The 20,912-nt window shown below is 60.3% G+C and carries 20 protein-coding genes; 13 read left to right on the forward strand and 7 right to left on the reverse strand.

From position 1 onward, the window contains the following. Positions 1-8: 8 nt before the first annotated feature. The 9 genes from ACS5RD_RS19475 to ACS5RD_RS19515 all read left to right on the forward strand — a co-directional run bounded on the left by ACS5RD_RS19475 (position 9) and on the right by ACS5RD_RS19515 (position 8,652). Complete coding sequence (locus ACS5RD_RS19475; RefSeq protein WP_489928758.1) at positions 9-197, forward strand: hypothetical protein; 189 nt, start codon at positions 9-11, stop codon at positions 195-197. Further along, positions 184-1,611, forward strand: a complete 1,428-nt coding sequence (locus ACS5RD_RS19480; protein ID WP_489928759.1) for an APC family permease — start codon at positions 184-186, stop codon at positions 1,609-1,611. Before ACS5RD_RS19475 ends, ACS5RD_RS19480 begins: the two co-directional genes overlap by 14 nt. Before the next feature lie 53 nt (positions 1,612-1,664). Beyond that, positions 1,665-2,324 carry a hypothetical protein gene (locus tag ACS5RD_RS19485; protein WP_054007143.1) on the forward strand — a complete coding sequence of 220 codons (660 nt, stop codon included), beginning with the start codon at positions 1,665-1,667 and terminating at the stop codon, positions 2,322-2,324. Further along, positions 2,321-2,593 carry a hypothetical protein gene (locus tag ACS5RD_RS19490; protein ID WP_489928760.1) on the forward strand — a complete coding sequence of 91 codons (273 nt, stop codon included), beginning with the start codon at positions 2,321-2,323 and terminating at the stop codon, positions 2,591-2,593. The genes ACS5RD_RS19485 and ACS5RD_RS19490 overlap by 4 nt, the downstream gene beginning before the upstream one ends. 213 nt (positions 2,594-2,806) lie before the next feature. Then, the gene (locus ACS5RD_RS19495; protein WP_489928761.1) at positions 2,807-4,579 is read left to right on the forward strand and encodes a trimethylamine N-oxide permease; all 1,773 of its coding nucleotides are present in this window, start codon (positions 2,807-2,809) and stop codon (positions 4,577-4,579) included. A gap of 180 nt (positions 4,580-4,759) precedes the next feature. Continuing rightward, a complete protein-coding gene (locus ACS5RD_RS19500; protein ID WP_489928762.1) occupies positions 4,760-5,899 on the forward strand; it encodes an aminomethyl transferase family protein in 1,140 nt (379 codons plus the stop codon). 125 nt (positions 5,900-6,024) lie between these two features. Beyond that, complete coding sequence (locus ACS5RD_RS19505) at positions 6,025-6,639, forward strand: dimethylamine monooxygenase subunit DmmA family protein (protein WP_054007139.1); 615 nt, start codon at positions 6,025-6,027, stop codon at positions 6,637-6,639. Continuing rightward, a complete protein-coding gene (locus tag ACS5RD_RS19510) occupies positions 6,636-7,601 on the forward strand; it encodes a PDR/VanB family oxidoreductase (protein WP_489928763.1) in 966 nt (321 codons plus the stop codon). The genes ACS5RD_RS19505 and ACS5RD_RS19510 overlap by 4 nt, the downstream gene beginning before the upstream one ends. A gap of 10 nt (positions 7,602-7,611) precedes the next feature. Next, a complete protein-coding gene (locus tag ACS5RD_RS19515) occupies positions 7,612-8,652 on the forward strand; it encodes a heme-dependent oxidative N-demethylase family protein (RefSeq protein ID WP_054007137.1) in 1,041 nt (346 codons plus the stop codon). 82 nt (positions 8,653-8,734) lie between these two features. Here the strand turns inward: ACS5RD_RS19515 and ACS5RD_RS19520 are convergent, their stop codons facing one another. After that, positions 8,735-9,394 carry a helix-turn-helix domain-containing protein gene (locus tag ACS5RD_RS19520; RefSeq protein WP_054007136.1) on the reverse strand — a complete coding sequence of 220 codons (660 nt, stop codon included), beginning with the start codon at positions 9,392-9,394 and terminating at the stop codon, positions 8,735-8,737. Between the two features lie 87 nt (positions 9,395-9,481). On the opposite strand from ACS5RD_RS19520, the gene ACS5RD_RS19525 reads away from it, so the two are divergent. Then, positions 9,482-10,486, forward strand: a complete 1,005-nt coding sequence (locus ACS5RD_RS19525; RefSeq protein ID WP_489928764.1) for a GlxA family transcriptional regulator — start codon at positions 9,482-9,484, stop codon at positions 10,484-10,486. Between the two features lie 73 nt (positions 10,487-10,559). Here ACS5RD_RS19525 and ACS5RD_RS19530 read toward each other — a convergent pair whose 3' ends face one another. The 5 genes from ACS5RD_RS19530 to ACS5RD_RS19550 all read right to left on the reverse strand — a co-directional run bounded on the left by ACS5RD_RS19530 (position 10,560) and on the right by ACS5RD_RS19550 (position 16,485). After that, entirely contained in the window at positions 10,560-11,123 is a 564-nt protein-coding gene (locus ACS5RD_RS19530; RefSeq protein ID WP_489928765.1) for a sarcosine oxidase subunit gamma, read from the reverse strand. Then, positions 11,116-14,013 carry a sarcosine oxidase subunit alpha family protein gene (locus ACS5RD_RS19535; protein WP_489928766.1) on the reverse strand — a complete coding sequence of 966 codons (2,898 nt, stop codon included), beginning with the start codon at positions 14,011-14,013 and terminating at the stop codon, positions 11,116-11,118. Before ACS5RD_RS19535 ends, ACS5RD_RS19530 begins: the two co-directional genes overlap by 8 nt. Continuing rightward, on the reverse strand, positions 14,010-14,297 hold the full coding sequence (locus tag ACS5RD_RS19540) for a sarcosine oxidase subunit delta (RefSeq protein WP_489928767.1): 288 nt from the start codon (positions 14,295-14,297) through the stop codon (positions 14,010-14,012). The genes ACS5RD_RS19535 and ACS5RD_RS19540 overlap by 4 nt, the downstream gene beginning before the upstream one ends. A gap of 9 nt (positions 14,298-14,306) precedes the next feature. Continuing rightward, positions 14,307-15,557: a sarcosine oxidase subunit beta family protein gene (locus ACS5RD_RS19545; protein ID WP_489928768.1), complete on the reverse strand. Its 1,251-nt coding sequence runs from the start codon at positions 15,555-15,557 to the stop codon at positions 14,307-14,309. An 85-nt stretch (positions 15,558-15,642) separates the two neighbouring features. After that, positions 15,643-16,485: an EamA family transporter gene (locus ACS5RD_RS19550; RefSeq protein WP_489928769.1), complete on the reverse strand. Its 843-nt coding sequence runs from the start codon at positions 16,483-16,485 to the stop codon at positions 15,643-15,645. 120 nt (positions 16,486-16,605) lie between these two features. Between ACS5RD_RS19550 and ACS5RD_RS19555 the strand changes: the two genes are divergently transcribed. The 3 genes from ACS5RD_RS19555 (at position 16,606) to ACS5RD_RS19565 (ending at position 19,752) form a co-directional block, all read left to right on the forward strand. Continuing rightward, complete coding sequence (locus ACS5RD_RS19555) at positions 16,606-18,975, forward strand: trimethylamine N-oxide demethylase (RefSeq protein ID WP_489928770.1); 2,370 nt, start codon at positions 16,606-16,608, stop codon at positions 18,973-18,975. A gap of 9 nt (positions 18,976-18,984) precedes the next feature. Then, complete coding sequence (locus ACS5RD_RS19560) at positions 18,985-19,386, forward strand: group II truncated hemoglobin (RefSeq protein WP_489928771.1); 402 nt, start codon at positions 18,985-18,987, stop codon at positions 19,384-19,386. Between the two features lie 144 nt (positions 19,387-19,530). After that, positions 19,531-19,752, forward strand: coding sequence for a hypothetical protein (locus ACS5RD_RS19565; RefSeq protein WP_489928772.1), 222 nt, complete (start codon positions 19,531-19,533; stop codon positions 19,750-19,752). 279 nt (positions 19,753-20,031) lie between these two features. Here the strand turns inward: ACS5RD_RS19565 and ACS5RD_RS19570 are convergent, their stop codons facing one another. Continuing rightward, complete coding sequence (locus ACS5RD_RS19570) at positions 20,032-20,886, reverse strand: ParB/RepB/Spo0J family partition protein (RefSeq protein WP_489928773.1); 855 nt, start codon at positions 20,884-20,886, stop codon at positions 20,032-20,034. Between the last annotated feature and the right edge of the window lie 26 nt (positions 20,887-20,912).

Raw genomic sequence — 20,912 nt, forward strand, 5'->3', positions numbered from 1 at the left:
GGCGCATGATGGATACTTGGAATTACATCGAATACGGCGCTTGGGCACTGTCCGCGCTGTTCGGGCTGTTGATCGTGATCGACTGGATCAAGATCGACACCACCTATTCGGAAGAAATGCTGACCTCGTCGCGCGAAGGCGTGTTGGAAGCGATGACCGAAAAACATAAGCTGGAGGGCGGAGATGGCACACTCTGATACAGACGTGGACCACACCGCGCATGGCCAGTCGATGGGGCTGTTGCGGGTGCTGGGGCCAGCGCATGTTTGGGCGCTTGGCGTCGGCATCGTTCTGGTCGGCGAGTATATGGGCTGGAACTTTGCGGTGGGTAAAGGCGGGGCTTATGCAGCCCTGATCGCCTGCTGGTTCGCGGGGATTTTGTATTCCTGCGTGGCGATGATTGACTCGGAAGTGACATCAACAGTGGCCGCCGCTGGGGGCCAGTATACTCAAGCCAAGCATATCATCGGGCCGCTGATGGCGTTTAACGTCGGGCTTTATCTGGTGTTCGCCTATACGATGCTGGAGGCGGGCAACGCGATCACCTTGGGGTTCTTGGTGGATACCGTGGCGGGGATGACCGGGCATGAAGGCGGCTTAGATCAACGGCCATTCATCGTGCTGGCGATCATGTTTCTGGCATGGCTAAACTATCGCGGGGTGCTGGCGACGCTGACGTTCAACCTTGTGATCACCGCGATTGCGTTTTGCGCGATCATCACGATTTTCTTGGCAACCTCACCGTTGTTGGGGGCCGGCGAGATGCTGCACAAAGATCTGATGAGCGGTCAGGCGTCATTGCCTTACGGCTGGCTCGGGATCTTGGCCGCGATGCACTTTGGTCTGTGGTATTATCTCGGCATCGAGGGGACGACGCAGGCGGCGGAAGAAGTACGCTCGCCTGCGCGGTCGTTGCCGTTTGGCACCTTGGCCGGGATCATGACGCTGCTGATTGCCGCGACGCTGACCTGGTATATCTGCTCGGGGCTGATGCCGTGGGAATACTTAGGTGACGGGGTGAACGGGGCTGTGGCACCATTGTTCTCGGCGGCGCAGATTTCCGGGTCGTCGGCCTTGGTTTGGTTGCTGGGGATCGGGACGTTGTTTGCGACTTTGGCATCGGCGAACGGCTGTATCAATGATGCCTCGCGCGCTTGGTTCTCGATGGGGCGCGACCATTATCTGCCCGCGTGGTTTGGCGCGGTGCATCCGGTCTATCGCACGCCCTACCGCGCGATCATCTTTCTGGTGCCGATCGCGCTGATCTTTGCTTTGGGCGCACCTTTGGATCAGGTGATCACCTTCTCGATCCTGTCGGGGCTGCTCGGCTATACGTTCATGCCGATCAACATGATCATGTTCCGCAAGAAGTGGCCTTTGGATACCATCAAGCGCGGCTATGAGCATCCTTTGCACCCGCTGCCGGCGATCTCGCTGATGGCTTTGTGTTCGGTGACGTATTTCGCGGTGTTCCTCGGCTATGGCACGCAGCTGATTGCGATGATCGGGTTCTATATCGTGGTCAGCCTGTGGTTCCACTTCTGGCGCTATCGCTTTGTAAAACGCGCCGATCAGTTCACCATGCCGTGGCCACGTCCGCGCGGGTATTGAGACAGCTTCCGGCCCGCCCTGATCGGCGGGCCGGATCATTTTTGGGATAAAGCATGAAATTTCTGATCTGGGCTTTGGTGATTGCGATCGGCTGCGGCATTGCGGTGCGGTTGCGCGGGCAGAGCGCCAAGCGGTTTGCCGTGCGCGGGCGATATTTCGCGGCTGTTGAACCGTTGTTTGATGCGCCGATTGTCGCGCTTGCCCCGACCGGATTTCCCCGCCTCTCTGGCCGCTATCAGGGCGCGCTGTTTGATCTGCAAGTGGTGCCGGATACGCTGACCTACCGTAAACTGCCTGCGCTGTGGCTATTGGTGACGCTGGCGGAACCCACCCCTGTCCGTGCTACGCTGGATGTGATGCTGCGCCCGCGTGGGGTGGAGCCGTTCAGCAACTTTCGGGATTTGGCGGTGCAGATTGCCACTCCGCCGGGGTTTCCTGAGGATTGTGCTATTCGCAGCGATGCGCCAAAGGCTGCGCCGCCTGCTGAACTGGTGCTGAAGCATCTGGAACGGCTGGATGCGGATTTGCTGAAAGAGCTGGTGATCTCACCCAAGGGCTTGCGGCTGGTGTGGCTGGCCGAGGAAGCCGACCGCACCCGCTATCTGGCCTTCCGTGATGCGGAGATGGGCAAAGTGCCGCTGGCCCCTGCCCTGTTAGAACCTTTGCTGGCCGCATTGCTGGCGCTGCGCGATGATCTGAAGGAGTTGCCATGAGCCAACCTCTGAATCCCCGTCTGGTCTTGCTGGCCGCGACGATCCTGCCGGGGTCTGGCCAAGTGCTGAACCGTCAGCCGATCCGGGGGCTGACGTTTGTGTTCTTCATCATCCTGCTCGGCGCGTTCACTCTGAAAACTGCAAGCTCCGAGGTGTCACTGGTCGGCAAACTGGCAGGCGGCTTGTTCGTCTGGGCGCTGGCAATGATCGATGCCTACAAAACCGCGCGTATCCGATTCGAGATTTGGCGGCATGGCAAAGCCAGCTGATCGCCCGATTTTGTGGCAAAACTTGTGGGAGAGACTCGGAAAATCAAATCCGCATCGGATCAAAAGTTAAAAATTATTCCTCGCAGGTGAAAAATCGCTTTGCGCTTGGCCTGCGCCGCTTCAATGTGTCGCAATCTAAAGCAACCGATCCGGCACAACCAAACGATCCGGCCAGAGCAAGGCCGGACAGCAACAGGGACAAAGGAACACTTGATGTCTACAGAAAGCAAAGCGGGCGATCTGCATCGCACGCTCAATTGGAAGGGCGCCTTCTGGGTCGCCGCAGGGGTGCCGCCCCTTGTACTGTTTTCCATCGGCGGTATCGCGGGGGTGGCCGGGCAAGCCGCCTTCGTGGTCTGGATGCTGTCGATGATCATGGGCTTTTCGCAGAGCTTCACCTATGCCGAAATGGCGGGTATGTTCGGCAATAAATCCGGCGGCACCTCGGTTTATGGCGCGACGGCTTGGCTGCGCTATTCCAAACTGATCGCGCCTTTGTCGGTCTGGTGCAACTGGTTCGCATGGTCGCCCGTGCTGTCACTCGGCTGTGCGATTGCGGCGGGTTATATCCTGAACGCGTTGTTCCCGATCCCCCTCGATACGGCACCGCAAGTGGTGGCATGGGTCGCGGCGCATCTGGCGGATTACACCGCGGCCACGCCCGCAGTCGTCGACTATATCACAGCCAACGCAGGCACCGCGCCCGAAGCAGCTATTCAAGCCGTGGCTTCTGCCGATGGCGTCGCGGCCCTGACCCCCGCGTTCCGGGTGTGGGAGGCTTATGCGCTGAACATTCCAGGTCTGGGTGTGCTGCACTTCAACTCCACCTTCGTAATCGGCGTCGTGCTGATGCTGATCATGCTGGCGATCCAGCATCGCGGCATTGCCACCACGGCATCTGCGCAAAAGGTGCTGGCGGTGGTGGTCTTGGTGCCGCTGCTGTTGGTGGGCTTGATCCCGATCCTGACCGGCGAGATCAACACGATGAACGTGACGGGCATCGTGCCGCCAACTTCCAGCTATTCTGGGGTAAATGGTGAGTGGAATGTCGGCGGCTGGACGCTGTTTCTGGGTGGCATGTATATTGCCGCTTGGTCGACCTACGGCTTTGAGACTGCGGTTTGCTATACCGCCGAGCTGAAAGACCCCAAGCGCGATACGTTCCGGGCGATTTTCTACTCGGGGCTTTTGTGCATCGTGTTCTTCTTCCTGATCCCGTTCTCGTTCCAAGGTGTTTACGGCCTGAGCGGCATGTTGACCCCCGGCGTGATCGACGGCACAGGGGTGGCAGAGGCTTTGGGTGCGATGGTTGGCTCGAACCCGATCTTCATCCAGATCTTCGTGATCCTGATGATCCTCGCGCTGTTTCTGGCGATCATGACCGCAATGGCCGGGTCTTCGCGGACTTTGTATCAGGGCTCGCGTGATGGCTGGCTGCCGAAGTATCTGAGCAAAACCAACAGCCACGGCGCGCCTGTCGGGGCGATGTGGACGGATTTCGGCTTTAACGTCATCCTGCTGGCTTTGGCTTCGGATATCGGCGGTTACTTCTATGTGCTGGCGATTTCCAACGTCGGCTACATCATCTTCAACTTCCTCAACCTGAATGCAGGCTGGATTCACCGGATTGACTCGGGCCATCTGAACCGTCCGTGGAAAGCGCCAAACTGGCTGATTGGCGTCAACACCGTGCTGGCCTTTGTGAACGCGCTGTTCTTGGGCGCGGGTGCTAAGGTCTGGGGCTATGAAAACGCCTTGTGGTCGGGTGCGGTGTTTGCCGCCTTCATCCTGCCGGTGTTCTGGTTCCGCCACTATGTGCAGGACAAGGGCCATTTCCCGAAGGAAGCGATGGAGGACCTGGGTCTCACCGATCACGGCGATCTGGGGCCGCGCAAGGCCGGGATGCTGCCCTATCTGGCGCTGGTTGCCGGGGTTGCGGTGGTGCTGTGGGCGAACTGGTTCTTCGTGCTGCCTGTCGCGGCCTGAACTGCTGTTAAATTGTGCAAACGGGCGGTCTTCGGGCCGCCCGTTTGTATTTCCCCGCCCGCACGCAAGAAAAGGTCGAAATTATTCCCTGACAGGAAATAATTTTGCACAAGAAGGTTGATTTTAACATTTACCGGTCGCAGACTGTTGCCAGAAAATTATCCGCTCTAGGGGGGCTACATGACAAATTCCTGGCGATTCTCCACGCTCGCAGACCGTCACCGTGCGTTGGGGTCCAATCTGGAAGACTGGTCCGGCATGGGTACGGCTTGGTCCTATGAGAAGGGCGACCCGGATGCCGAATATATGGCGATCCGCACCAAAGCCGGATTGATGGACGTGTCGGGGCTGAAGAAGGTGCATATCACCGGGCACGGCGCCAGCCATGTGATCGAGCGCGCGACGACGCGGAACATTGAGAAGCTGATGCCGGGGCGCTCGGTCTATGCGGCGATGCTGAACGACGCGGGCAAGTTCGTCGATGACTGCGTGATTTACCGCACCGGGCCGAATGCGTTCATGGTGGTGCATGGCTCGGGTGGCGGCTTTGAGCAATTGACGATGGCGGCGCATGGGCGCGATGTCTCGGTACGGTTTGACGACAACCTGCACGACCTCTCGCTGCAAGGGCCGCTGGCGGTGGATTATCTGGCGAAGCATGTGCCGGGCATCCGGGACCTCGCGTATTTCAGCCATATGCAGACCTCGCTGTTCGGCAAGCCGGTGATGATCTCGCGCACTGGCTATACCGGCGAGCGTGGCTATGAGCTGTTCTGCCGGGGCCAAGACGCGCCGATGATCTGGGATCGGATTCTGGAGGAAGGTGCTGCGATGGGGATCATTCCCTGCCGGTTTACCACTTTGGACATGCTGCGGACCGAAAGCTATCTGTTGTTCTTCCCGTTCGATAACTCGGAAATGTATCCGTTTGAGAACGAAGGCCCCGGCGATACCCTGTGGGAACTCGGCCTTGATTTCACCGTATCACCCGGCAAGACCGGCTTCCGCGGTGCGGAGGAGCATTACCGTCTGAAAGGACGCGAGCGCTTCAAAATCTGGGGGCTGAAGCTTGAGGGCAAGAATGTACCGGGCAATGGCGCGCCAGTGTTCAAGGGTAAGGACAAGGTCGGCGTGGTGACGCAAGCGATGTATTCGCCGCTGAACGACTGGACCATCGCCATCGCCCGCCTGCCCGTCGACTGCGCCAACAACGGCACCAAACTGGTGGTCAACTGCGCCACGCATGGCGAGATTGCCGCCACCACGCATGCGATGCCGTTCTTTGATGTCGAGAAAAAGCGGCGGACGGCGAAGGGCTAAGGCTTTTATCTTGGCAAAAACACTCCCGCCGGAGGCATCCGGCAGTAGCCGAAGCAGCCTCAGGCGGGAGTATTTGGACCAAGATGAAATCGTGCAGGGCAGATCGTTCAGGGATTGACGGAACTATGACGAAGACGATGTTCGAGCCTTCCATCACCAGCCGCCCGGTTTACGGCGTGCTTTCGCCCGGCGTGGGCTCGGCGCATTTGTTTGTCGCTGATGGTGAGGGCGCAGAGGCAGTGTGCGATCTGTTTGCCAAGGCTGAGGCAGCCGAGATGAAATCGGCCAGCCACATCATCTATATGCCGGGGGCGAATGGCTGCGATAGGTCTGCGGCTTTGCAGGCTTTGGGGGTGGCGCAGTTCTACCGCGCGCCGAGTTTTGCCTCCGCACAGCCACGATTGGCCAAGGTGTTGGCCGATGCGCATATGGGATTGCAGGTTTATGCGGCAGGCACCGAAGGGCTGATGGCGCAGGTGGCGACGGCGGCGCAAGCGGCTGGCCTGCCCTATGAGGCGGTGCAGATGGAGCATCGCGGCAGCCTCGCGCGGCGGGTGCAATGCGTGCATTGCAAGGGCGTGACCGAGAATGTCACGCTTGATCCCTTCGTGTGCAGCCATTGCGGCCTGAGCCTGTTCGTGCGCGATCACTTCTCGCGCCGTATTGCGGCGTTTCAGGGCGTGAATATTGATGCGGAAGACCCCGGATTGGTTCCGGCTTCGGTGGAGCGGTTCAAATGAGTGTTGGTGCCCCCAAAATCCCCGTTGTTGTGGCCGAAGTGGTCGAAGTTAATGAACTGATCAAACGCTTCCGCTTTGTGCGCCGCGATGGTGCCGCGATGCCGATCTTCTCGGGCGGCTCGCATGTGGTGGTTGAGATGGACGACCACGGCACCCGCCGGATGAACCCCTATTCTCTGATGAGCCATCCTGCCGACACGATGGGTTATGAAATCTCAGTGCGCCGGGACGAGGTCGGGCGGGGCGGCTCGCTCTATATGCACAATCATGTGAAGCCGGGGATGGCGATGGTGCTGAGCCAACCCGTCAACCTGTTCCCGCTGGATGCGCGCGCGAAGAAACATCTGATGATCGCGGGTGGTATTGGCATCACGCCGTTTGTCGCACAAATGGCGCAGGTTGAGACGATGGGCGGGCGGTTTGAGCTGCATTATTCGGTGCGATCGCCTGCTTTGGGGGCCTATGTGGACCGCTTGCAACAGCATTATGGCCCGCGCGTGCATGTCTATTTTGACGAGCTTAAACAGCAGATTGATCTGAAAACCCTGCTGAAATCGCAGCCGCTTGGCACCCATATCTATGTCTGCGGCCCCAAAGGGATGATCGGTTGGGTCCATGCCACGGCAAAGGCGATGGGTTGGCCGGATCGCGCGGTTCATTCCGAGGAATTCTTGGCACCCCCGGTTGGTCTGGCCTTTGACGTGCAGCTTGCGGCCTCGGGCAAATCATTCACCGTCCAGCCGAACCAATCCTTGCTGGAGGCGATTGAGGCGGCGGGGGTGGAGGCGCCTTATCTCTGCCGCGGCGGCGCTTGTGGGCAGTGTGAGACGGAAGTGCTGCGCTGCGACGGCCATATCGAGCATAACGATCACTGGCTGACCGATGATCAGAAAGCGGCGAATACGAAAATCATGCCATGCGTGTCGCGGTTTCGGGGCGCTGCCCTGATCCTCGACCGATAGGGGGGAGCCTATGTCACTGGATTTCAACGACGAAACCTTTCGGGGCGACTATACCTTCAAGAATTCGGCAAAAGCGATCAAGCGCTTTCCGTTTCCGTTCCCCGAAGACAGCTACATGTATTCGGTGAATATGGAGCCGCATGTGCCCGGACCTGTGGGCAGCATTTTCGAGCATATGTTCGACGTGGACGAGCATTATGTGGCGGAAATGCGCGACCGCGCGCAGGTGCTTGCGGACGATCCGCTGCGTTGCCAGTCGTTGCCGCACATGGAACTGGCGGGCTGGGACTTGCTGGAACTGATCATGGAGAGCAAGGCGCGGGATTATCCGCATTGGTTCGAGTTGCACAAGGATGGCAACAACTGGCACTGGATCAACAAGCCGCTGCAGATTGAGCAGCGCTTTACCTTCATGGATGCCTCCACCCTGCCCTACGGGCCGCTGGAATATATCACCCGGCAGACGCAAGGCGATTTTACCCTGCAAGATCAGCGCGATGATGATCTGTGGATTGAGGCCGGGATGGTGACCACCCAAGCCGACTGGTCGTTGGATTTCGACATTGGCATGAGCTTCAAGCAATGGCACGCGCCGGTGCCTTTGGCTGGCCAAATGGGGATCTTTGATCGCGCGTTGAAATTCCTGCTGAAGCTGCAGCATGGCGCACCCGTGCGGCGGTTCAACTGGACGATGACCGTCGATCCATTGCTGGACACCAGCCCCGAGAATTACCCGAAATGGGGCCCGTCGAAAACCACGATGACGCCGGAAACCATCGGTCACCGCCAGCATCTTCGGGTGGAGTTGCAGACGCTGCACCGTTTGCCGCGCTCTAATGCCATCGTGTTCCCGATTCGCTGTTATCTGATCCGGTTTGAGGAATTGGTGACGGTGCCGAAATGGGCGCGGCGTTTGCACCGGGTGGTGCGGGATATCCCGGATGAATTGGCGACCTATAAGGGTTTTCTGCGCAACAAGCCGCTGATGCTGGACTATCTGGCGCAGTTTGACGACGGACAGCCGACCTCGCTGGGGTTTGCGCCGGACTGATGGGGTTCGTGTTCCGAACAAATACCGCCTTCGTATGCGCTCAATCTCCGGGCGCGTGCGAGGGCCGAAGTTGCAAAACGCCTTACGCCTGTTTGTAAGAAATCACCGACAGATAGCGGGCCGGAAGTTTCACCAGAACCTCTGGCCCATGCTGGGCGTCGGCGTCAAAGAACAAGCTATCCCCCGGTTTCAGATGGAAAAGCTGATCGCCATGCCGATATTCGACCTCTCCTTCCAGCATATAGAGCAGTTCGATCCCGTCGTGCTGGAAAGCCGGGAAGGTGTCGGATTCGGTGGTGAGGGTAATCAGATAGGGTTCGACCAAAACACCCGAATCATTCGATCCGATATGGCCCAAAAGGTGGTATTGATGGCCTGCGCGGGTGCCACGCCGCTCAATTTCAATGTGGTCGCCGGCCTTGACATGCTGCACTTCGCGGCGCTCTTCAAAGCCGCGAAAGAACGAGGTGACCGGGGTGGAAAACGCGTGTGACAGGATTTGCAGGGTGGTCAGCGAGGGCGATGTGATGCCGTTCTCGATCTTTGACAGCATGCCGATCGACAGCCCGGTGACGCCTGCCAAATCGGCCACCGTCATGCCCTGCGCACGGCGGAAAGCCCGGACCGAGCGGCCAATCGCCATCTCCAGATTGCGCTCGGACAACTCGCGCACCCGGTGCGGATCTTGGTCAAACGCCGGTTTCGAACGTGGCAGGTTGGGTTCGTCAGCTTCGATGTCCATCAATAAGGCTCCATCCGCTATGACACTTGCTCTTGTTTACTACCGTGAAACAGATTCTCACTCAACAGAAAATTCCCGACGATGAATATGCACCGCGATACCGCTGCGACTTTGGGGTTTTTGCTGTTCCCTGGCTTTCCGATGGCCTGTTTGACTTCGGCGATCGAACCCTTGCGGGCGGCGAATGAAATCACTGGGCGGAAAGAGTTCAGCTGGAAGCTGATCGGCGAGGCGGCAAGCCCGATCCGCTCATCCGCCGAGGTGCGGTTTGACCCGGATGTGACGTTGAGTGATGCGGTGGGCTTGGATTACCTGTTTTTCCTCTCAGCCCCGACCGCGCAGTTTCAGAACCCCAAGCGCGGCAATGCGCAGGTGCGCTGGCTGGATCGTTCGGGCGTGGTGCTGGGCGGGTTTTCGGGCGGAATCTTTCCGCTGGTGCGCTCTGGCGTGATGGAGAAACATGCGGTGTCGGTGCATTGGTGCTATGAGGCCGCGTTCAAGGGCGAGTTTCCCGAGATGCAGGCGTCACAGGCGGTGATCCTGCGGGATCGGCGGCGTTATACGGCTTCGGGGGCCGGGGCGGTGTTCGATCTGATGCTGCGGCTGATCGAGGAGCGGTTGGGCCGTGATACGATGACAGAGGTGGCCTGCTGGTTTCAGCATCCGTTTGTGCGCACCGAAGATGCGGCGCAGAAGGTGCCGGTGCAAAAGCAGGGCGGCACCGATGATCTGCTGCCAGATACGGTCCGCGCGGCGATTGCAATTTTTGGCGAGAATATCGAAGACCCGTTGCAGATCGCTGACGTGGCCGAGGCTTTGGCGATGTCAGAGCGGCATCTGGAGCGCTGCTTCAAGCAGGCGACGGGGCAAAGCCCGCTGAAATACTACCGCCTGATGCGGCTGCGCAAAGCGCGGCAGCGGGTGCTGTATTCCACCCAAAGCATCCGCGAGATCGCGCAATCGGTCGGCTATGCCAGCTCGACGCCGATGACCAAGCATTACGCTGAAGCGTTTGGCGTCAATCCGAATGACGAGCGCCGTAGGTTGATCGGCCTGCGGGGGCTGGCAGGGGCGATGCCACCGAACGACTAGGGCGTGATTTGCGCAAAGGGCGGGGGATTACGCATCCCCCGCCCCCCCTCTCGGATAAAGTTCTGCAGCCCGATCAGAACGCGGATTTCGCCGCGGTCGTCAGTGCATGATGCAGGCTGTGGGCGGATGAGCGCGGGCCAATAATGGAAACTTCGACATCGCTGCTGCGCACCACATAGCAGCCTAAGTGGTCGATCACAGTGCGGGTGGCGGCCCCTACCCCGGCGCGGCCCAGATCATAGTTGCACAGCCGTTCAAACAGCGCGGGCAGGTCAGCGGCGGTGAGGTCAAAGCGCACCCAGGCGTCGGTCTGCTCGGTGATCGAAGCCGCCTCGCCGAAGATCGGTTTCAGGATAGCGCTGATGTCTTCATGCGTGGCGAAGGGGGCCTCAATCATCCATTGCTCGGGGCCGAGCCAGATTGCGCTGTAGGTCGCGGCAGCTTGTGATCGACCGGGGCCGGGCAGCGGGATGCCTGCGGTTTGGGCGGCGCCTGCCACTTCGGCTTCGCGGCCCCTACGGGACGCCAGCGAGGCAAGCGCAGTGCCTACATTCTCACTGATCGTCACCGCGCCGATGATTTCGGTGATCGGTTTGTCATGACCCAACGGGGTGAGGGATTTCAATGGATTAGCCACGGAGACGCTCCCCCTCAGGATCAAAGAAATGCGGACTGATGATTTCGACTTCGACATCGGTTTTCGCCAGCAGGTTGACGCTGCGCAGCCGCTCGCCCTTGCGATTATCGCCGGATTTCAGATAACCGAGGCCGATGGAATGGCCCAGATGCGGCGAATAGACCACCGAGGTGAGCCAGCCGCCATCATTCGCCGCCACCGCTTCGGCACCTTTGGCCAAGAAATGCGCACCTGCGGTGAGGGCGTCGCTTGGGTTAACCGGTTTGACGCCGACAAGGCGGTAGCCATTGGGCGCGGTCATGCCCTCGCGTTGGCTTAGCACCATGCCGATACTGTCTTTCTTGCGCGACACCATTTTGCCAAGGCCCATGTTCAGCGCCGAAGATTGACCGTTCAGCTCATTGCCCGCGACATGGCCCTTCTCAACCCGCATCACGCCCAAGGCTTCGGTCCCGTAAACGACCGCGTCAAACTCGCGCCCAGCTTCAACCAAAGCCCGGATCATCGCGTCGCCATAACGGGTCGGCACCGCGATTTCATAGGCGCGTTCGCCCGAGAAGCTGATGCGGAACAGCCGCGCGCGAGTGCCTTGCACGGTGATATTGCCGCAAGCCATGTAGGGGAAGGCGGCGTCAGAGATATCCTGATCGACCAGCTTTTCCAGAAGTTTCCGCGCGTTGGGGCCTGCGACGGAATACTGCGCCCAAGCCTCGGTCGTCGAGATCAGTTGCACATCCAGATCAGGCCACAGCACTTGGCGGCAGTACTCCAGATGGCGGAACACCGGTACGGCATTGGCGGTGGTGGTGGTCATCACATATTCGTTTTGCCCCATCCGCGCCGTGGTGCCATCGTCCATCACCATGCCATCTTCGCGCAGCATCAGACCGTAGCGGACCTTGCCGACAGCCAGACTGCCGAAGGTGTTGGCGTAGACGCGATCCAGAAACAGGCCCGCATCGGTGCCTTGGATGTCGATTTTTCCCAAGGTGGTCACGTCGCAGATCCCCGCCGATTTGCGGGTTTGCAGCACCTCACGGTCGACGGATTGCCGCCATGTGGTCTCGCCCGCGCGGGGCAGCCATTGCGCGCGCAGCCAGTAGCCGACCTCGACAAAGATTGCCCCCTGCTCGGTGGCCCATTTATGGCTGGGCGCGTGGCGGGTGGGTTTGAAATCATGACCGCGTGCTCGCCCCCCGAGTGCGCCCATCGCGACGGGCGTATAGGGCGGGCGGTAGATCGTGGTGCCGGTTTGCGGGATGGTCTTGCCGGTCAGTTCGGCCATCACCGCAAGGCCCAGCACATTGCCGGTTTTGCCCTGGTCGGTCGCCATGCCGAGGGTGGTATAGCGTTTCAGGTGTTCGACCGAGACGAAACCTTCCTGCTTGGCCAGCTTCACATCTTTGACCGTCACGTCGTTCTGCTGATCGACCCAGGCGCGGCCTTTGCCGGAATGGACATACCATGCGGGGGACAGGTTGAGGGGTGCGTCTTCGGCCTTTGGCACATCGGCACTGGCTTTGATGCCAAGGTCGGCGAGTATGGCCACAGCTTGCGCAGCCCCAGTGGTGAGGGCAGCATGGGTGGACATGGCACCCGCCGCAGCGCCCACGCAGGACAGGCCCGCGATGCTTTCCGGCGCGGGAAGGAAGGCGGCGATACTGTCATCCCAGATCGGACGGCCGCGATGGTTCGAGGCGATGTTGAGGTTGGGGTTCCAGCCGCCCGAGACGCCCAGGGCGCTGACTTGCAGGGTTTCGGTTTGGCCGTTGCCACGTCGGACCGTGATAGATTTCAGACCCAAGCGGCCTGCGGAATCAATGACTTCATCGCCTTTGCGGGCGTCGATCAGGGTGACATCAAGGCCCTTGGCTTTCAGATCAGAAACCGTGCGCAGGCCATCGTCGTTGTTGGTGAACACAGCAACCTTTTCGCCCACCGCCACGCCCCAGCGGTTGGCATAGGCGCGCAAGGCACCCGCCAGCATGATGCCGGGGCGATCGTTGTTTTCAAACGCAATCGGGCGCTCGGTTGCTCCGGCGGCGAGGATGGTGCGGGCGGTGTAGATGCGCCACAGGATTTGCCGCGGTTTACCGGGAAGCGGCTGCGCGAGATGGTCCGAGACACGTTCAACCGCGCCATAGATGCTGTGATCGAAAGCGCCGATCACGGTTGTGCGAGTCATCAGGCGGACATTCGGCAGGGCTGCGAGTTCCAGCACGGTTTTCGCCGCCCAATCCGCCCCGGCAACGCCGCCGATCTCCAGCGTTTCGGCGTTCAGTCTGCCCCCCATGCAGAAATCTTCATCGGCGAGGATCACCCGCGCCCCTGCCCGTCCGGCGGTCAAAGCGGCGGAAAGACCCGCGGGGCCAGCACCGATGATCAGCAGGTCGCAGTGCAGGAAGCCTTTGTCGTAATCATCAGGGTCGTCTTGCTTGGACAGGCTGCCAAGGCCCGCAGCGCTGCGGATGATGGGTTCGTAGATCTTTTCCCAGAACGCGGCCGGCCACATGAAGGTTTTGTAGTAGAAGCCTGCCGCGAAGAACGGCGACAGGCGGTCGTTGATCGCCATCGCGTCAAATTTGAGGCTCGGCCAGCGATTCTGGCTTTGTGCACTGAGGCCATCGAACAACTCAATCACCGTCGCCCGCGTGTTGGGTTCTTGCCGCGCGCCGGTGCGCAACTCGACAATCGCGTTAGGCTCCTCGGACCCCGCCGAAATCACCCCGCGCGGGCGGTGGTATTTGAAGCTGCGGCCCATCAGGCGGACGTTATTGGCCAGCAATGCCGAGGCCAAAGTATCGCCGGGATGGCCATTGTAGGAAACGCCATCAAAGCTGAAGCGCAGGGTTTTGCTGCGGTCGATCTGACCGCCAGAGATACGGCTCATTTGCTGCGACCTTCTGTGCGGGCCACGTCGCGGGCCAGTTCTACGGCGGTGATTTCGTGGGTCACGGTGTTGCGGGTGACGACCAGCCAAGAGCGGTCGCCCTGTTCGTGATACCACAACTCGCGGTGTGCCCCGGCGGGGTTATCGCGCAAGTAGGTGTAATCAATGAACTTATCCAAAGCACCTTCGGCCATGCCATCCGGGCGGTGGATCAAAGCGGCATCGCCGAGGTAGACGAATTCTTGCGAATCCCGAGGCCCCAAAAGCGGATGATTGATGATCATAGTCTGCTCCTAGTGCAAATTCGGCTGGGCGCCCTGGCCCTTTTCGTCGATCATCAGGCCCTTGGCGAAACGATCAAATCGGTAGGCGGTGGCGGTGCTGTGCGGGATATCTTTGGCCAACAGATGTGCGAAGACAAAGCCGCTCGCAGGCGTCGCCTTGAAGCCGCCATAGCACCAACCGCCATTGAAATAGAGCCCGTCGATATGGGTCTTGTCGATGATCGGCGAGCCATCCATCGACATATCCATTATGCCGCCCCACATCCGCAGCAGGCGGGCGCGGCCAATCATTGGCATCAGCGACATGCCGCCTTCGGCCACATCCTCGACCACAGGCAGGTTGCCGCGTTGGGCGTAAGAGTTATAGCCGTCGATGTCGCCGCCAAACACCAAGCCGCCCTTGTCGGATTGGCTGACATAAAAATGCCCCGCGCCATAGGTGATCACGCCGTCGATCAGCGGCTTTAGCCCTTCGGATACAAAGGCTTGCAGCACATGGCTTTCCATCGGCAGGCGCATCCCCGCCCCGGCCATCACCTTGGAAGACGATCCAGCCACCGCCACGCCAACCTTTTTCGCACCAATGAACCCGCGCGAGGTGTCCACCCCCAGCACGCGGCCATTCTCAATCCGCATCCCCAAAACCTCGCAGTTCTGGATGATGTCCACGCCGCGACTGTCCGCCCCGCGCGCGTAGCCCCAAGCCACCGCATCATGCCGCACCGTGCCGCCACGCCGCTGCATCAAAGCGCCCTTGATCGGGAAGCGGGCGTTCTCAAAGTTCAGGAACGGATACATCGCCCGCACCTGATCCTTGTTCAACAGCTCGGCATCCGCGCCGTGCATGATCATCGCATTGCCACGCCGGGTGGCGGCATCGCGCTGCGCATCGGTGTGGAACAGGTTGATGATGCCGCGCTGAGAAACCATGGCGTTGTAGTTGAAGTCCTGCTCCAACCCCTCCCACAGCTTCATCGAGAATTCGTAGAACGGCTCGTTGCCATCCAGCAGGTAGTTCGAGCGGACAATCGTGGTATTTCGCCCCACGTTGCCGCCGCCGATCCAGCCCTTTTCCAGCACCGCGATCCGCGCCTGTTTGAACTCTTTCGCCAGATAATAGGCGGTGGCCAATCCATGCCCGCCACCACCGACAATGATATAGTCATATGAGGCTTGCGGAGCCGGATCGCGCCACGCTGGTTTCCAGCCTTTATGCCCGGTCAAAGCCTCGGCAATCACCCTAAAACCCGAATAGCGCATGTGGTGTTCCTATGTCCTGCTGAGGCTGAATATGGCGCGAAGTTGCGGGTGGTGTGCTTTCATTCCCGACAAGCAGCCCTTCGTTTCAGACAAGGCCCAACGCGGCGATGCCTGCAAAGACAATCACTGCGCCAAACCATTGCAGCGGCGTCATGGCCTCAGTCAGAAAGCGCCACGCCAGCACGATGGTGACAATACCGAAGATCGACGCGGCCACCGAGGCGAACTCGGGCCGCGCAAACCCGCCCGCAATGGTCACGGCGGTCAGCGCGGTGACATCCAAGGCCCCCATCAACGCAAGCTGCGGCAAGAATATAAAAGCGGATTTTAGATCAATGCGTTGCATGACGACCCACATCAGCATCGCGCCACAAGCTGCGAGCCGTGCCACCAATGAAACTGGCAAATCCGCTCCCTGCTCTGCCGCCCATTGCAGCAGACCGAATGTGGCGGCAAAGCTGACGCAGGCCAGCAGTGACCACGCCACGGCGGCCCGCATGTTGCCCGCAGTACCATCGCCTTCTCCCCGTGCCACGATGGCAATACCACCCACCACAGCAGCCACGCCCAGCCAGACAAGCGGCCCCGCCTCGGCCCCGCGCACCACAGCGAAAGCGACCGAGAGCAGCGGAAATGCGCCGCAAATCGGCGCGACCAACCGTACCGGACCAATCGCAAACGCCCGATACAAGCCATAGCCCGCCAAGGCCGCCGCCAGACCCGCGGCCAGAGTCAACCGCAGCACTGGCGCGGTCAGTGTCGCCCAGCCGCCCGCGAAAATCGCCACAGGTGCCAGCAAAGCCGCCCCCACCACCAAGACGATCAGATACAGCGCCGCCGCATCAGCTTTCGGCCCGATCTTGCGCACGGTGAAGTCATGCAGCCCCCACAGAAGCGCCGCCAAAAGTCCAAGCATCAGCGATTGCACAACATTCCTCCGGTTTGTGGCCTGCGGCAAACTAGCCGCGTAAAACTCTTGCGCAAATCCCTATCTGCGATATTCTTTAAAAGAAACAAATTTGCCGTGTATGCAAAAAGTGAGGCTCTGATGCTCGACTCATACCCGACTGTTCGCCCCGGCCCGCCGCGTCCCAGCCAGATTCTGACGCCCGAACCCTTTGGCGCGCGCGCAGGGTTGGAGAAGTTTGAGATTCCGGGCGGTGGCGCTTGGCTGATCGCCTTGGGCGCGGGCGACCGCGTGACGGTGATCAACCTTGAGGGCGGTCAGCGCGCCGAGTTGGTCGCTGCCGATGATCAAGGCCGCGTCGATCCGGGGATTCTGGGTGCCAGCGGCAATTCGGATGCGGCGGGGCTGAAGGCGCTGCTGGCGGCTGGCACCGCATCCGGCATGGTGGGATTGCGACTGGGGATCGAACGGCGCGGCATCAATCTTGCTGCGGCGCAAGCCATTGCCTGCTTTGGCGAAGCCTCGCCCGCCGGGGATGAGGAAAGCTTCACTGCCAGCCGCGACGGTGTGTTGATCATCGCCGCTCCGGGTGCCGCGATGCAGCCCGAGGCGCAGGATACCGTGACACCCATCGGCGTGCGGGTGCAACGCTCCACCCTGCTCGGGATCAAGAAGTTTGAACTGCCCGACCCGTTGGCAACCCCAGTGCTGGATCTGCGAGTGAAGTCGGCAACGGCGGAAAGTTATTTCGTGAAGGCTGGCGATTATATCCAGATCATTGACGTAGAAGGTCGCCAATGCACGGATTTTCAATGCTTTTCCGCCCGCAAGCTGGATAAGGGGCTGGAGCATCCGTTGGATGTGACCACCTCGCGCACACTGATGGGCCATGCCTATTCCATGCCCGGTCTGCACGCGAAATACTACGATCAGGATTGGCTGCCGCTGGTCGAGGTCATTCAGGACACCGTGGGCCGCCACGACGCCTTTGCGATGGCCTGTGCGGCAAAATACTATGACGACATCGGCTATCCCGGCCATGTCAACTGCTCGGACAATTTCAACGCTGTCCTCGCCCCGCACGGCGTCACCGCCCGCCCGGGTTGGATGGCGGTGAACCTGTTCTTCAACACCGCGATTGACGCGCATGGTGTGCTGGTCACCGACGAGCCGTGGTCGCGTCCCGGCGACTATGTTCTGCTGCGTGCTCTGACCGATCTGGTCTGCGTGAATTCCGCCTGCCCCGACGATACCTCACCCGCAAACGGTTGGTATCTCTCGGATATTCATGTGCGCACCTATGACGGTGCCGAAACTTTCCAGCGGTCCATCGCCTACCGCCCCACCCCGACATCGGAGCCTGTGATGACCAAAGAGACCGCTTTCCACGCCAAGATCGCCGAGAAAACCCGCAATCTGGTGGAATATAAGGGCTACTGGCTGCCCCAGACCTATGCCTCGAACGGCGCGATTGAGGAATACTGGGCCTGCCGCGAAAAGGCCGTGGTGATGGATCTGTCGCCGCTGCGCAAATTCGAAGTGACCGGCCCGGATGCCGAGGCGTTGCTGCACTATTGCCTGACGCGGGATGTGAAGAAGCTGTCGGTGGGTCAGGTGGTCTATTCCGCGATGTGCTACGAGCATGGCGGCATGATCGACGATGGCACGCTGTTCCGGCTGGGCAAGGATCAGTTCCGCTGGATTGGCGGCGATGATTACTCGGGGATTTGGCTGCGTGAGCAGGCTGAAAAGCTGGGTCTGAAGGTGATGGTGCGGAGTTCCACCGATCAGCTGCACAATCTGGCGGTGCAGGGGCCGAACAGCCGCGAGATTATCAAGCGGATGGTTTGGACAGCGCCGCACCAGCCGACGATTGAAGAACTCGGCTGGTTCCGCCTGACGCCTGCGCGTCTCGGTGGGCCGAACGGCGTGCCGCTGGTGGTGTCGCGGACCGGTTATACCGGCGAGTTGGGCTTTGAGGTGTTCTGCCATCCGAAAGACGGGGCGGCGGTCTGGGATGCGGTGTGGGAGAATGGTGCCGATCAGGGCCTGCGGCCAATGGGCCTCGCGGCGCTGGATATGGTGCGGATTGAAGCCGGGTTGATCTTTGCGGGCTACGATTTCAGCGACCAGACCGATCCGTTCGAGGCTGGCATCGGCTTTACTGTGCCGTTGAAATCGAAAACCGATGATTTCATCGGGCGCGACGCGCTGATCCGCCGCAAGGAAAACCCGCGCGACAAGTTTGTCGGGCTGGAGATTGATGCGGCGGTGGATGTTGGGCACGGCGACTGCATCCATATTGGTCGCGCGCAGATTGGGGTGGTGACTTCGGCGATGCGCTCACCTTTGCTGGGCAAGAATATCGCGCTCGCCCGCGTTGATATGGCCCATGCGGCGGTCGGAACGGCGGTGGAGGTCGGCAAACTCGACGGGCAGCAGAAACGGTTGCCTGCGGTGATTACGGCAACCTCGGCTTACGATCCGAAGAAAACACGTCCGCAATCGTAGGGGGTGGGCATGTCCTCGGTGATCGATCGGATCGGCGGCGAGGCGGTGGTTCGGGCGCTGGTGGAGCGGTTCTATGATCTGATCGAGACCGTGCCCGAGGGGCGGCAGATCCTGCACCTGCATTTCCGGGGGCATGGGATTGCTCACGTGAGAGCCGCGCAGTTTGAGTTTCTGTGCGGCTTTCTGGGTGGGCGGCGGGATTATATGGAACGGGTGGGGGCGCTGAGTTTGAAGGAGCAGCACGCCCATGTTCCGATCCGGCCCGAGGATGCCGAGGATTGGCTGACTTTAATGGGGCAGGCTTTGCAGGACGTGGGGGTGGTCGAGCCGGTTAGGGGGCAGGTTTTCGGGGCCTTCCAGCGGGCCGCCCGGGCGCTGATCAACCGGGAGGCAGGCTCGGCTGCGGAGTAGTGTCCACGTGTGGACAGAGGGTGGGGGTTAGGGATTTCAAGGGGTTAGGTGGGGGTTGTTAAGGGAATTTTAAGGATTTTGCAGCGAAATGGCGTGAGGCAATGACTGCGTGATCTTTTTGAAAGAGTGAAGCTGGGGAGCAAAATGAAAATCACTGGAGAGCAGGTCAGAATAGCATTGCTCGTGATCGCGATGCAGATGATTTGCATATACATTGATTATTTCAATGCTTTACCGCATTTTGACGTTGGAAAGAGGTATGTAGTTCATTTCTTAGCGCTCTACACAGCGCCACTGGCGTTTGGCTTTGGAATGGTTCTTCAAATAATTGAATGGGTAAGTGCATGGTTGGCACCTAAAAAATGAACCTTCATCTTTGTGATATATTTCGTTTTTTGTCAGATCAGCGGCGCGCGGCTTTTCTTCAAACCGATCTGAAAACGCTCCTGCGGAGCGTTTTCAGATCGGTTTGTTGGCCATAAGGCTGAAAGCCGTTGGGCAAGGGGTGTGGGGCAGCAGGCTGGGGTTTGGGAAATCGGGGCGCGCCTGACTGGGTGGGCGCATTTCGCGCCTGCCCATGGGCAGGCAGGCGCGGCCCGATTTGTTTTCGAACAAATCGGGCAAGGCAAGGGACGGTGGGCGGGGTTAGTGGGGCTGGAAGTAGCGCTCTATGTGATCCATCACATCGTCGATAAGAGCGCCGGAGCGGGCTTCCGGGCCGCAGAAGCGCATGATCCAGCCGTCACCGGATTTTTCCCGCCTGATCGTTAACCCTTGTTTCAGCTGCAGCAGGCGTCTGGGGCGGCCGGGGGTGGCGGCGGTGGCTTCCTCGGTGGGATCGAGCGACTCGGAGAGGATCGGCAGCAGGGCTTGCCATTGGGCGGGCAAGGCGGAGTGGCGGTGGTCGCGCAGGGTCAGGTGGATCAGCTCGGACAGGCCGGCGCGCAGGGCGGCGCTGAGGCGGTGCATCTGGCGGCCTGTGAGGCGTTCGGGGGTGGCGATGGCGTCTTCTAGGTCTTCGACGACCTCGGCGAAGCTGCGCAAGCGGGCGCGTTTTTGACGCGTGGCGGAGGCGTGTAGGGTTTGGGTGGCATTGTCTAGGGTGTCGAAGATACCGTCGCGGGTGGCGGCCAATAAGGTCGCGCCTTTCTCCCAAGCACTTGTTTCGGCGCGGATTTCGTTTTCAGCCACCATATCGGCCATCGCTTGTGGGATGGTATCGGGGGTGCGCAGGAAGGCGGCGATCTGCGTGAAGCTGCCGTTTTGGCGCAGGGTTGTGAGGCGCTGGTGGGCGGTGAGGCGGCGCAGGCCGGAGATCAGGCCGTAGCGGTGGGTTTCAGTGGGTTGCGAGAGTTTCCAGACCTCGATGGGCATGCGCAGGCCGGAGGTGGCGATGGAGGTGGTGAGCTCTTGCAGGGCGTCCTCGTCAAGCTGAGTGCGGTCGCGCGGCAGGGCTTCGGCGTCGATCTCGGTGATGGGAATGAGGATGTGGGGGGTCATGTCGTGCTCCGCTGGGTTTGGCGGAT

The sequence above is a fragment of the Cypionkella sp. PAMC25878 genome (genome assembly GCF_058135695.1).

Coding starts and splice junctions, on each gene's coding strand:
- ACS5RD_RS19475 (WP_489928758.1), top strand. CDS start 9: ATGGATACTTGGAATTACATCGAATACGGCGCTTGGGCACTGTCCGCG.
- ACS5RD_RS19480 (WP_489928759.1), top strand. CDS start 184: ATGGCACACTCTGATACAGACGTGGACCACACCGCGCATGGCCAGTCG.
- ACS5RD_RS19485 (WP_054007143.1), top strand. CDS start 1,665: ATGAAATTTCTGATCTGGGCTTTGGTGATTGCGATCGGCTGCGGCATT.
- ACS5RD_RS19490 (WP_489928760.1), top strand. CDS start 2,321: ATGAGCCAACCTCTGAATCCCCGTCTGGTCTTGCTGGCCGCGACGATC.
- ACS5RD_RS19495 (WP_489928761.1), top strand. CDS start 2,807: ATGTCTACAGAAAGCAAAGCGGGCGATCTGCATCGCACGCTCAATTGG.
- ACS5RD_RS19500 (WP_489928762.1), top strand. CDS start 4,760: ATGACAAATTCCTGGCGATTCTCCACGCTCGCAGACCGTCACCGTGCG.
- ACS5RD_RS19505 (WP_054007139.1), top strand. CDS start 6,025: ATGACGAAGACGATGTTCGAGCCTTCCATCACCAGCCGCCCGGTTTAC.
- ACS5RD_RS19510 (WP_489928763.1), top strand. CDS start 6,636: ATGAGTGTTGGTGCCCCCAAAATCCCCGTTGTTGTGGCCGAAGTGGTC.
- ACS5RD_RS19515 (WP_054007137.1), top strand. CDS start 7,612: ATGTCACTGGATTTCAACGACGAAACCTTTCGGGGCGACTATACCTTC.
- ACS5RD_RS19520 (WP_054007136.1), bottom strand. CDS start 9,394: ATGGACATCGAAGCTGACGAACCCAACCTGCCACGTTCGAAACCGGCG.
- ACS5RD_RS19525 (WP_489928764.1), top strand. CDS start 9,482: ATGCACCGCGATACCGCTGCGACTTTGGGGTTTTTGCTGTTCCCTGGC.
- ACS5RD_RS19535 (WP_489928766.1), bottom strand. CDS start 14,013: ATGAGCCGTATCTCTGGCGGTCAGATCGACCGCAGCAAAACCCTGCGC.
- ACS5RD_RS19540 (WP_489928767.1), bottom strand. CDS start 14,297: ATGATCATCAATCATCCGCTTTTGGGGCCTCGGGATTCGCAAGAATTC.
- ACS5RD_RS19545 (WP_489928768.1), bottom strand. CDS start 15,557: ATGCGCTATTCGGGTTTTAGGGTGATTGCCGAGGCTTTGACCGGGCAT.
- ACS5RD_RS19555 (WP_489928770.1), top strand. CDS start 16,606: ATGCTCGACTCATACCCGACTGTTCGCCCCGGCCCGCCGCGTCCCAGC.
- ACS5RD_RS19560 (WP_489928771.1), top strand. CDS start 18,985: ATGTCCTCGGTGATCGATCGGATCGGCGGCGAGGCGGTGGTTCGGGCG.
- ACS5RD_RS19565 (WP_489928772.1), top strand. CDS start 19,531: ATGAAAATCACTGGAGAGCAGGTCAGAATAGCATTGCTCGTGATCGCG.
- ACS5RD_RS19570 (WP_489928773.1), bottom strand. CDS start 20,886: ATGACCCCCCACATCCTCATTCCCATCACCGAGATCGACGCCGAAGCC.